At 47.4% G+C, this 11,883-nt stretch carries 7 protein-coding genes; 6 read left to right on the top strand and 1 reads right to left on the bottom strand.

Annotation, left to right across the window (positions count from 1 at the left end; translation table 11 throughout):
- The 4 genes from AB4Z17_RS00635 to AB4Z17_RS00620 all read left to right on the top strand — a co-directional run.
- On the top strand, positions 1–1,591 hold a 1,591-nt coding region (locus tag AB4Z17_RS00635; protein ID WP_441957473.1), incomplete at its 5' end, for a beta-galactosidase.
- A gap of 1,332 nt (positions 1,592–2,923) precedes the next feature.
- Positions 2,924–4,096 carry a PP2C family protein-serine/threonine phosphatase gene (locus AB4Z17_RS00630; protein WP_441910100.1) on the top strand — a complete coding sequence of 391 codons (1,173 nt, stop codon included), beginning with the start codon at positions 2,924–2,926 and terminating at the stop codon, positions 4,094–4,096.
- A gap of 69 nt (positions 4,097–4,165) precedes the next feature.
- Positions 4,166–4,540: a hypothetical protein gene (locus AB4Z17_RS00625; protein WP_441910101.1), complete on the top strand. Its 375-nt coding sequence runs from the start codon at positions 4,166–4,168 to the stop codon at positions 4,538–4,540.
- 219 nt (positions 4,541–4,759) lie between these two features.
- Positions 4,760–7,057, top strand: coding sequence for a helicase C-terminal domain-containing protein (locus tag AB4Z17_RS00620; protein WP_441957479.1), 2,298 nt, complete (start codon positions 4,760–4,762; stop codon positions 7,055–7,057).
- Here the strand turns inward: AB4Z17_RS00620 and AB4Z17_RS00615 are convergent, their stop codons facing one another.
- Positions 7,058–7,546 carry a hypothetical protein gene (locus AB4Z17_RS00615; RefSeq protein ID WP_441910103.1) on the bottom strand — a complete coding sequence of 163 codons (489 nt, stop codon included), beginning with the start codon at positions 7,544–7,546 and terminating at the stop codon, positions 7,058–7,060. It abuts the gene before it with no gap.
- A 514-nt stretch (positions 7,547–8,060) separates the two neighbouring features.
- Here AB4Z17_RS00615 and AB4Z17_RS00610 point away from each other — a divergent pair.
- Complete coding sequence (locus AB4Z17_RS00610; RefSeq protein ID WP_441957471.1) at positions 8,061–9,806, top strand: ABC transporter ATP-binding protein; 1,746 nt, start codon at positions 8,061–8,063, stop codon at positions 9,804–9,806.
- A 22-nt stretch (positions 9,807–9,828) separates the two neighbouring features.
- Positions 9,829–11,850 carry an ABC transporter ATP-binding protein gene (locus AB4Z17_RS00605; RefSeq protein WP_076266315.1) on the top strand — a complete coding sequence of 674 codons (2,022 nt, stop codon included), beginning with the start codon at positions 9,829–9,831 and terminating at the stop codon, positions 11,848–11,850.
- Positions 11,851–11,883 lie beyond the last annotated feature (33 nt).

Genomic DNA, 11,883 nt, shown 5'->3' with positions numbered 1-11,883 from the left:
CATTTTCTCAGGGCCTCGCTCCATGCATGATCCTTTTGAAAAAGCAGCCTATGTGAATTGGCTGAAGCAGCGGCACGAATCGATTGGCAAGCTACAGGCGCGGTGGAATATGACGAGCACGGAGCTGCCGGACTTTGAAGCGGTCACCTTGCCGGAGCAAACGGACATCGCGTTTGATATTCAAGACGTGAAGAAGCTGAAGAAAAATACGCGCTGGCTGGACTATACACGGTTTACGATGGATATGCATAACCGCTGGGTAGGGGAGCTTACGGCAACGATTCATGCCATTTCCCCGCGTCAGCTCGTGACCGTTGGCCAAGACGAGGCGCTTGGCATGGGGCCGCGTCCTTCTCCGCTAATTTATGCGGAAAGCGTAGATTACACAACCGTACACACTTGGTGGCTAAATGACAGGCTGCTATGGGACAGCGTATATGGCAAAGATCCTAGCAAGCCGACCTTAATTCAAGAAACGGGCATTATGTATGTGGAAATGCCGGATAATAGGGCGAAGCGTTCAGAGGAAGAGCTGAGGAACATCTTGGAGCGCAAATATGCGTATGCTTTTGCCGCAGGCGGCGCAGGTGCGGTGCAGTGGCTGTGGAATACAAACTATTTCATGGACAACGTTTGCGAGTCGAATATCGGAGCAATGCGGGCTGACGGGACACAGAAGCCGGAAGCGGATGTATCCTATGACTTCGGTAAATTTATTGGGCAGATTTCGAGCTTGTTTGAGGAACGCCAGCTAGAGGAGATTGCGGTAGTGTTTCCTTACTCCAATGATTTTTCCAGCCGCCGTTTTGCTTGCGAAGCGACAGGTAATTTAACTCGTGTGCTGGGCTACGAAATGAAGCTTCCGCATCGCGGCATTGGAGAGTTTCACTTGGGAACCTTGCAGCGCGACAAACCGAAGCTCATTATCGTTCCGAGCGCTCACAATTTCAGCGATGCTGCACTGACGGAGCTGCTTGCGCATGTTGAAGCGCATGGAGGCACACTGCTGTTCACCGGACCGATTGGGCTGGATGAATATTGGAAGCCAACTTCACGGGCGGAATCGATTGTGGGACCGTATCGTTTAAGCAATATATCACGGGAGGAAACGCTGCAAATTGGCGAGCGTACCTTCAAAGCTTCTTTCGGAGGCAAGAAGATTGGCGAGCTGAACAAAGAAATTGCTTTGGACAGCAGCGGAAGCTATTCGAATGGCATTTCAACCGTTCGTACCGTAGCTCACGGATTAGGAAAAGTCATGTGGTGTCCGCTGCCGCTGGAGCTTAACGAGCGTACGGATACACTCATTGCGCTTTATGAGGCTGCGCTGCATGAGGCTGAGGATTTGAAGCCAGGCATCGTATGGGAAGCAGGTGGAGACCATCCGGGGATCTTTGGCAACAAGCTGCAATTTAAGCAAGGAAGCCTGTATACTTTTATCTCGGAAGCGGGTATGGATTGTCCTGTTACTGTGCGTGACGCAAAAACCAACAAGAGCTACAGCTTCGTGCTGGAGAGCGAACGCTCGGTTCTATTTGCGACGGATTTGGAAGGCAATGTGCTGGCATCTTATCGCGATATTATCGTTTGAGTGATGTAATGGGGTTAGCTTAGACAACTGCAATGTTTAGCGAGGGGCTGCTTCAAAGGTAGATAAATCTACTTTTGGAACAGCCTCTGTTTTATTTAAGGCAGTTGTTTTCAAAAAAACAGCTTCACTAATTTTAAGTGAACGAAGTTAAACAAACATAAGCTTAGTTTATAGCCCTATTTTTGAACAATGGGATCTATTGAAGAAAATAAGGCTAAATTTTAGCTCTATTTTTGATCAATGGGCTTGTTTGTTGATAATAAGGCTAAATTTTAGCTCTATTTTCGTTGAATCGGCTCTAAATCATGCTGATTTGCTGGTGATGGGAAAGTATAAGACTACTTTCTAGTTCTATTTTTGAAAAGTGGGGTCACTTGATGAAAATAAGGCTAAATTTTAGCTCTATTTTCGCTGAAACGGCTCTGAAGCATGCTGATTTGTGGGTGATGCGGACGTTTAGGACTAATTTCTAGTTCTATTTTTGATTATTGGCAGCGTTTGATGAAAATAAGCCTATATTTTAGCTCTATTTTGCTGAAACGGCTCCGAATCATGCTGATTTGCTGGTGATGAGGAAGTTAAGGCTAATTTCTAGCTCTATTTTTGATCAATGGGCTCGTTTGATGAAAATAAGCTTATATTTTAGCTCTATTTTGCTTGAAACGGATTCATATCATGCTGATTTGCTGGTGATGGGGAAGATTAAGGCTAAATTCTAGCTCTATTTTTGAATAATAGGCTTGTTTGATGAAAATAGGACTATATTTTAGCTCTATTTTCACTGAAAAGGCTCTGAATCATGCTGAATTGCGGGTGAAGCGGACGTTTAAGACTACTTTCTAGTTCTATTTTTAATTAATGGGAGCATCTGATGAAAATAGGACTATAATTTAGCTCTATTTTCGCTGAAACGTCTCCAAATCATGCTGATTTGTGGGTGATGCGGACGTTTAGGACTAAATTCTAGCTCTATTTTTGAATAATGGGCTTGCTTGATGAAAATAAGCCTATATTTTAGCTCTATTTTGTTTGAAACGGCTCCGAATCATGCTGATTTGTGGGTGATGAGGAAGTTTATGTCTACTTTCTAGCGCTATGTTCGATTAATGGCAGCGTTTGATGAAAATAAGCCTATATTGAGCAGGGGCGGATGAGCATGCCGCATGGCTTCTTACCTTTTTGGAATGCACCTTCTTTTTGTGCATCGGTTCGTTTCCGTCTAAGAAGCTGCTTATAATGCACGTTTGCTACTTATAGTTTCGGCATAAATCCATGCTAACGCAAATAAAATGGTAGATGGTGGGTGACAAGCTGAGGCGAGGCGGGGATCTAATGAACAGAAGAGGGATCATTAAAGGTTTGGCTATTGTTTTATTGCTGCTTGTAATCGTCTATATCGGAGTAGCGGCGATTCCGGATAAGCAGCTGGAACAGCTGTGGACTAGTGAGCAAGGAGAGATTATTGAGATAGCGATCGCGATTGGCATGATCGGGTTTGGGGCCCTGCTAATTCTGATTATTGTATTCGATCTGCCAGCTGGCAACAGCCGCATAAGCAATCCCAGCCATGGAGTGGTTGAAGCCGCTGGAGCTGGAGCGAAGACGGAGTCAAGGCCAGAGGTTGCCGTACCGCCTGCTTGGGAGCCGCCACCCGTCCCTCTAAAAACACCTTCAATCGAGCAGATCGTTAGAGCCGCAAACGCTGCTGCTGAGTTGATATCAAATAGCCGTAATGCTGTCATCACGATGAAGGTCATTACCGGTCATGCCCAGCATATTGGCGAGCGTGAGGAGCAGCAGGATGCTTATGGCTTCTCGTCACTCGATGATGAAGAAGCTATTGAGCGTCACGGTGTGCTTGCTGTGCTTGCGGATGGCATGGGCGGCTACGCTATGGGGAAGGAGGCGGGGCAGCTTGCCGTGCAAACGATGCTGAATGAATATATAGCCAAATCAGCAGAGGAGTCTATCCCGCGGGCATTGGAACAGTCGCTCCATCTTGCCAATCAAGCTGTATATGAGATGGCGCTAAGTCATGAGCTGGAATGGAGCGTCGGAACGACGCTTATTGCGACCGTCATTCATCAAGGAGAGCTGTACTGGATATCTGCCGGCGACAGCCGAATTTATTTGTTTCGAAGCGGAGTGCTCATGCCGCTAACGAGGGATCATATTTATGCGAATCGGTTAAGGGAGTATGTTTTGGCGGGCAGTCTAACACAGAAGGAAGCCGAGTCGCACCCGGAGCGCCATTTATTAACGAGTTATTTAGGTATCCCTCGCATAACAGAAATCGATGCCAATCAAGAGCCGCTGCACCTTTTGACGGGCGATCTAGTTATATTGTGCAGCGACGGGCTCTATGACGACTTATCAGATAAGCTGCTGGAGGAGGCGTCGTGCTTATATCCTCCGCTTGCCGCAGCGTTTATTTTGCAGCATGTGCTTGCAGAACAAAGGCCTTACCAGGATAACGCAACGATAGCCATATTAGCTTGTGTGTAGGCTTATGGTTAGAAACGCCCAGATAGTGGGTAGTATAAGCTAGGTGATATGAAGAAGGAGGTCTTTATAATGGATAATGAACATGATGTGCGGCATGCTAAAAGCCTAACAACGGAAAAGGATATCGATCCTGATTTTGGTTTGTTTACGGAGGATGCGAGTGGCGCAGCTGTGCCTCATGCATCGGAGCTGTTGGAGAAACAGCATCCCGATATTCACGTGCTTGAATCTCATATTCCTGCTTCGCTGGATAATCGTGCGGGGCTGGACGACGAGGTGGATACGCCAGAGGGAATTTCTGAGGAGCTGGCTTCGGTGCCCGATGCGGATGTTATGGCGAAGGACAGTCCGATCGATCCTGCGTCTCCCGGTGAGGAATTCCACGGCATTGACCTATTGAATGGTGTCGGCAATCACCCTGAGGATGAGACGGAAGAGCTCTAACTACTGATCCGAATAGATTAGCTGGAGAATAAGGCTTCCATAATAGACGTCTATGTTGTATTCCATACAATATTGACGTCTATTTGTCGATTTAAAACATGCGATAAGTAGCTTCGCCAAGCGAATAACAAACATAACTGTTGTGCGATGACGATGATGCTTATGTTACAATAGAGGAACAAATGTTCTTTATGGGAGCGGTAGAAGGAAAATATGCTGATAAACGATACGGTCACGATATCGGTGAGAAACTTAGTCGAATACGTATTTCTGAGCGGCAGCATCGATGTAAGGCTTAATGCCATCGATACGATGCATGAGGGCACGAAAGCGCATCAGAGAGTGCAGCTAACCTATGGTGAGCAGGATCAGAAGGAGGTCTATGTCAAAGCGGATATCCAGTTGGATGATCTGCTGTTTGTCGTGGACGGACGATGTGATGGACTGCTTGGGACAGACCCGATATTGACCGTAGATGAAATCAAATCGACTGGCGGTGACTTGGATCGTATAGCGGAGGACGGTTACCCCGTCCACTGGGCGCAGGCGCTATTTTATGCCTATATGTATGCTAAGGAGCATGAACAATCCGCAATGCGCGTACAGCTTACCTATGTGCAGACGAAGACAGAGGAAGAGCGGCGGTTCATGCGGGAAGTCAGCTTCGTAGAGCTGGAGCAATACGTCTATGAGATTACTGCGCGATATGCTCCTTATGTGCAGCAGCTCCGCAAGCATGAGCAGCTAAGGAATGAGAGCATTAAGGGGCTTGCTTTTCCGTTTGAGACGTACCGAGCAGGGCAGCGCAAGCTTGCCGGAGCGGTCTACAAATCAATTGAGGAAGGCGTTCGTTTGTTTGCGAAGGCGCCGACAGGTATAGGGAAAACCATTTCGACGACCTATCCAACGATCAAAGCGATAGGAGCAGGCATGCTGCAGCGCTTTTATTATTTGACAGCAAGGACAACAACAAGAGCGGCAGCCGAGGACGCCTTGATTTTCATGCGCGAGAAAGGGCTCCATCTACACGCTGTGACGATTACAGCAAAGGATAAAATATGCTTCCAAGAGGAAGTCCGCTGCGAGAAAGAGCATTGCCCTTACGCGGAAGGCTATTATGATCGGATTAATGGAGCCGTGCTCGATATATTGGAGCAGGAAACGATTATGACGAGGCCAGTTATCGAAGCCTACGCCCATAAGCATAAGGTTTGTCCATTCGAATTTTCGCTGGATTTGGCGTATGCGTCGGATGCGGTTGTCTGTGATTATAATTATATTTTTGACCCGCGCATTTCATTTAAGCGCCAATATGCGGAGATGAAGAAACGGACCGCGCTGCTTGTGGATGAAGCGCATAATCTTGTGGATCGAGCGCGGGAGATGTTCTCCGCGGAGCTGACGAAAGCTCCGTTTCTTGCGCTGCAGCGTGAGCTGAAGGGCGTGCATAACGATGGGTATCGCACCGCCAAGGCAATCAATGATTATTTCATCGCGCTGCGCAAAAGCAGCGATGGGGCGCCTCATTTGATTCAGCGGCAGCTGCCGGAGGAGCTGGTCGCATTAGTGGATGCATTCGCGTCGGCTGCGGAACAGGCGATAGCTATAGGTGTTAACGGAGACAGCGCGATGCTGGATACTTATTTTGCAGCGCAAAATTTTGTGCGGACAGCTAAGTTATTTGATGAGCGTTATGTCGTTTATATCGAGCTTTCGAAGAGTGATGTTCGGCTCAAGCTGTTTTGCCTTGATCCCTCTCAATTGCTGCAGCAGGTCGGCAAGGGTTATCGCTCGCATATCTATTTCTCTGCAACGCTCTCTCCCGTATCGTATTATATGGACATGCTGGGAGCGGGAGAAAATGATTATACGCTCGCAGTGCCGTCTCCTTTTGCGAAGGATCAGCTTGATGTAGTCATTAATCCGCTTTCTACAAGGTACCATGACCGCGATCAATCTAAGCTGCCGATAGCGAAGCTGATTATGGAGCTGATGAGTGAGCGTCCGGGTAACTATTTTGTATTTTTCCCATCCTACGCTTACATGAATGCTGTTTATGAGACGTATATGGAGCTGAAGGAATGGTCTGTTCCAACAGGAGCGGCCTCGGATGCAGAGGTACTGCTGCAAACGCCCGATATGGCAGAGGAAGAGCGGGATCGTTTTTTAGGTACATTTCAGGCTGGGAGCGGGAAGTCCTTGATCGGTTTTGCGGTGATGGGCGGCGTGTTCTCGGAAGGCGTTGACCTCGTCGGAGACAGATTGGTCGGCGTTATCGTTGTTGGGGTAGGTTTGCCGCAGCTTGGTGTAGAACGCAATATGCTGAAGGATTATTTTAACGAGCAGGGCAAGAATGGGTACGATTATGCTTACGTATTTCCGGGAATGAACAAGGTGCTGCAAGCTGGAGGAAGGCTCATCCGCTCGGAAACCGATCGCGGCACACTCGTGCTCATCGACGATCGGTATTTGCAGTCCCAGTATCAACGGCTTTTGCCTGAGGAGTGGAAGGGATAATCAATTGACAGAATCGGACTCTGTTTTTGGTTTGCGGCTGAGAAATGACGGCAAATGCACGGAACCAAACCTTTTCTCGACAAATGCTGCAGCCGATAAGGTGATTAATAACCCGAGCAGCGATCCGCATACGGACAAGGGAACGACCCAGAATAACGTGGGATGTGTAAAAAAAGGAATGAGTGCGACGGCCAAAATCGGAGGCGCGTTCCATTTGAAGGTTCGGATGCAAAAAATAACGATGATAAGCGTGAGAAGCAGCGAAAGAGCGCTCGCGTTCCAGTGGGCAAATAAAGAGCCGATAAGCGAGGAAAGCACGGCGCCAACGGCGATTTTGCGAAGCTCGGCTTTCTCGAATGGACGCGAGATGAAGAGCAGGCTGAAGGCACCCAAGGTAGGGAAAAACAAGGTGTGCATACTCGGAATATGTAACGAAATCCAATAAATCGTGATGATATATAAGCAGATTGCATAAGTTCTAATACGCATGCTGTAAAATCACCTTCTTTCTAAAATAAGTGGCTGCTGCAAGCCATTTTACATTTTACCTTCCCCATTCTTGTACCGTCAATCGCTGATATATTCCATTTGCCATCTTGCTCGGCATAATTTGTTTTTTTACCAATCGGTATTGACAGTAATTTCTATGGATGGTAAAGTGACTAATATATTTTAGCGAGAGGAGGGTTACGTTACATGAACACTTACGATTACAATCAATTTGCAGCAAAGAATAACCATCATTTGAACATGAATAACGTAATCCATCCGCGCGTTGTTTCACTTTGATTAAGGGTAAACCCCATCATCAGAGGCGCATGATTACGTCATCGTAATTATGCGCCTTTTCTATGACCTCGCGAGACTTGACTATGTTCTAAGTCGCGTTTTTTTGAGGGGAAGAAGCGTGTCGTTACGACGACACGCTTTTTTTTTGTGTTCTCGGGAGTAAATCGAAGGTAAACGAAGCTTGGATGGATAGCGGAAGGTGTGGTAGAGAAGCATGTTTAGTGTACTCAAAAAATTAAGCTGGTTTTTTAAATTGCATTGGAAGCGTTATACGGTTGCTATAACACTTCTAGTTCTAACAGGAATTATTGATGTCATCCCGCCTTGGCTTATTGGCTATACGATTGATGGCATACATCAGGATTTACTCGGTCAAGCCGATTTTAATCGCGTGCTTTACGGCTGGATCGCACTAACGGTAGTAGGCTATGTCATTACGTACATATGGCATTACAAGCTGTTTGGCGGAGCATTCGTGCTGGAGAAGCTGCTGCGGTCGCGATTGATGGGACATTTTTTACGAATGACCCCCACCTTTTATGAACGCAATCGGACGGGCGATCTTATGGCGCGCTCGACCAATGATTTAGGAGCAGTTGCGCAGACAGCCGGCTTCGGTATTTTAACGTTAATCGATTCGACCTTATTTATGATTACGATTCTAATTGTTATGGCAGGCTTGATAAGCGTGAAGCTTACGCTTGCCGCATTGCTGCCGCTGCCGCTTATGGCGCTTGCGATGAAGCATTACGGTAAAAAAATTCACGAACGTTTCATGGATGCGCAAGACGCATTTGGCGATTTGAACGATCAGGTGCTGGAATCGGTATCTGGTGTTCGCGTTATTAGAGCATTCGTTCAGGAAGAAGCAAGCGAGGCGCGTTTCAGCGCCAAAACAAATGAAGTGCTTAACAAAAATATTGCTGTTGCGCGCATCGACGCGTTATTCGAGCCGACAATGAAAATACTCGTTGGAACAAGTTATTTGATTGGGCTTTGTTATGGCGGATATCTTGTATTCCATAATGAAATTACGCTCGGGGAGCTCGTATCCTTCAACGTATTTCTTGGTATGCTGATCTGGCCGATGTTTGCTATCGGTGAGCTCATTAACATTATGCAGCGCGGCAATGCTTCGCTCGATCGTGTAAGTGAAACACTTGGCTATAAGCCTGATGTTGCTGATGCAGCAATGCAGGTGAAAGTAGATGAACCAACGTCCGTTGAATTCAAAAATGTGACGTTCCGTTACCCGTCCTCCCAAGTCGACAACTTGGTTGATCTCTCCTTTGCGTTATCGCAAGGGCAGACGCTTGGTATCGTAGGCAGAACAGGCAGCGGCAAGACTACACTGCTGAAGCAGCTGCTTCGGGAATATCCGCTAGGACGCGGCAGTATTCATATATCTGGAGAGCCGCTTGGCAGCTTGAAAATTGATGATATGCTGGGCTGGGTCGGATATGTGCCGCAGCAGCCGATCTTGTTCTCGAAGACGATTCGCGAAAACATTTTCTATGGCCTAAAAGAAGGCACAGACGCCGATTTGCAGCGAGCACTCGAGCGGGCTTCATTCGCCAAAGATATTAAGTTTTTGCCGGATGGACTAGAGACGATGGTAGGCGAGCGAGGCGTGGCATTGTCCGGCGGACAGAAGCAGCGCGTAAGTATTGCGCGCGCCCTTATCGCCGATCCGGAAATATTGCTAATGGACGATGCTTTGTCAGCTGTTGACGGGAAGACGGAATCCGAGATTATTGAGGGCATCCGTACAGAAAGAGCAGGCAAGACAACATTCATTACAACGCACCGGTTATCTGCAGTACAGCATGCGGACTGGATTATCGTTCTCGACGAAGGAAGAATTGTGCAAGAAGGCACGCATGAGCAGTTGCTGGAGATGGGCGGCTGGTATCGCGAGCAGTATGATCGTCAACAGCTTGAGGCTATTATTGAAACGTAATAAATTGGAGGCGTGAAGAGCAATGGGCAACACAGGAAAACGATTGTTTCAATACGCCATGCTTTATAAAAAACCGATCCTGCTTGCGCTTCTTCTGCTCGTGCTTGCTGTATGCGCAGAGCTTGCAGGACCGCTAATTGCAAAACGGATGATTGACCAGAATATTCTCGGAATCGAGAAGAAATGGCATGAAGTCGAAGCAAAACAAGAGTATGCGGTTCTTTATAAAGATAAATGGTATAAGCGCGAGGATCACTTTGCCGCTTCGGAACAGAAGGGCAAGGAGGTTCGCGTGCTGCAGGTTGGACGCAAATTTTATTGGCTGGAGGATGCGCTGGCATCCGATCAAGGCAAACGTGTCGTAGAGGGGAACAATCTCTCGGTGACAAACAAGGAAACGGGCGAAACGGTCTCGTATCCAGTAACACAGCTTACATCACAAGAGCTGTATTCCTTCTATAAGCCGGAGTTTCCGGCGTTAATGAAGCTAGCAGCTATGTATTTCGGATTTTTGCTGCTCGTAGCTGTCTTCACCTACGGACAGCGGCTTATGCTGCAAACGTCAGCGAATCGTATCGTGCGCAAGATGCGTACGGATATATTTGCTCACACGCAGCGGCTGCCGGTCAATTATTATGATAATTTATCAGCTGGGCAGGTTGTCTCGCGGGTGACAAATGATACAGAAGCTATACGCGAGCTGTATGTCGCTGTGCTGGCGAATTTCTTTACAGGTGTTATTTATATGGTGGCTATTTATGGAGCCTTGTTCTTGCTTGATGTGCGCTTAGCGCTTCTGGCTCTGCCGCTTGTGCCAATCCTCATCATTTGGATTATCGTTTACCGTAAATTCGCTGCTCGCTATAACCGTATCATTAGATCAAAGCTGAGTGAAATCAACGGAATGATCAATGAATCGATACAAGGGATGACGATTATCCAGGCGTTCCGCCGTCAGAAGGAAACGACGAAGGAATTTGAGGAAATGAATGAGCATTATTATAAATATCAAAACAAGCTGCTCAGCCTCAACTCGGTAACATCGCATAATCTTGTCAATGTTATACGGAATACATTGTTCCTCATTGTACTCATTATGTTCTGGGGCGATTCACTCCGCGGAGCGGTATCGGTTGGCGTGCTTTACGCATTCATCGATTATATGAACCGTATGTTTGCGCCGATCGTTGGTATCGTAAACCAGCTATCCAATCTCGAGACGGCACGCGTATCTGCAGAGCGAGTATTTAAGCTGATGGACGAGGAAGGAATCGATGTCGTTTCCGGCAAAATGGACCGTTATAAGGGCGATGTTAAGTTTGAGGATGTTTCTTTTGCTTATAAGAAGGATGAGTATGTGCTGAAAAATATTTCCTTCCATGCTCAACAAGGCCAGACGGTTGCGCTGGTAGGCCATACCGGCTCAGGCAAAAGCTCGATTCTTAATCTGTTGTTCCGTTTCTACGATTCGAACGAGGGTAAGATCATCGTAGATGGCACCGATGTACGCGATATGCCGAAGCAGCTGCTAAGGCAGCATATGGGTATCGTTCTTCAGGACCCGTTCCTATTTACCGGAACGATCGCATCGAACATCAGCCTTGATAACCCGGAGATTAGCCGCGAGAAAATTGTACAGTCGCTGCGTGACGTTGGCGCTTACGACATGTTCAGTCAGTTCCAAGGGGGCATTGATGCTCCTGTTATTGAGAAGGGAAGCACACTGTCTGCTGGTCAAAGGCAGCTGATTTCCTTTGCAAGGGCGCTTGCTTATGATCCTGCTATTCTTATTCTCGATGAGGCGACAGCCAGCATTGATACCGAGACGGAAGCCATCATTCAAGAGGCGCTTGATGTACTGAAGAAAGGCCGCACGACGTTCGTCATCGCGCACCGCCTGTCGACGATTCGCAGTGCAGATCAAATTCTTGTGCTTGATCGCGGCGTCATTGTGGAGCGAGGCAGCCATGATGAGCTTATGGAGCATCGCGGCAAATATTACGCGATGTATCAGCTGCAATTCGGCGCAGCATCTGCATCATAGAAAACGGCAAAAAAAGGCTAAGCGAGAGTCATC

This window comes from Paenibacillus sp. TAF43_2, from assembly GCF_052113545.1.
In the GTDB taxonomy this organism is placed as follows: domain Bacteria; phylum Bacillota; class Bacilli; order Paenibacillales; family Paenibacillaceae; genus Pristimantibacillus.
The sequence above is the reverse complement of the archived record's forward strand: the minus strand, read 5'-3'. Positions and strand labels throughout refer to the sequence as shown.

What these genes read in the sequence shown, in the direction of transcription:
- AB4Z17_RS00625 (WP_441910101.1), top strand. Translation starts at nt 4,166, where the DNA reads ATGGATAATGAACATGATGTGCGGCATGCTAAAAGCCTAACAACGGAA.
- AB4Z17_RS00610 (WP_441957471.1), top strand. Translation starts at nt 8,061, where the DNA reads ATGTTTAGTGTACTCAAAAAATTAAGCTGGTTTTTTAAATTGCATTGG.
- AB4Z17_RS00605 (WP_076266315.1), top strand. Translation starts at nt 9,829, where the DNA reads ATGGGCAACACAGGAAAACGATTGTTTCAATACGCCATGCTTTATAAA.
- AB4Z17_RS00630 (WP_441910100.1), top strand. Translation starts at nt 2,924, where the DNA reads ATGAACAGAAGAGGGATCATTAAAGGTTTGGCTATTGTTTTATTGCTG.
- AB4Z17_RS00615 (WP_441910103.1), bottom strand. Translation starts at nt 7,546, where the DNA reads ATGCGTATTAGAACTTATGCAATCTGCTTATATATCATCACGATTTAT.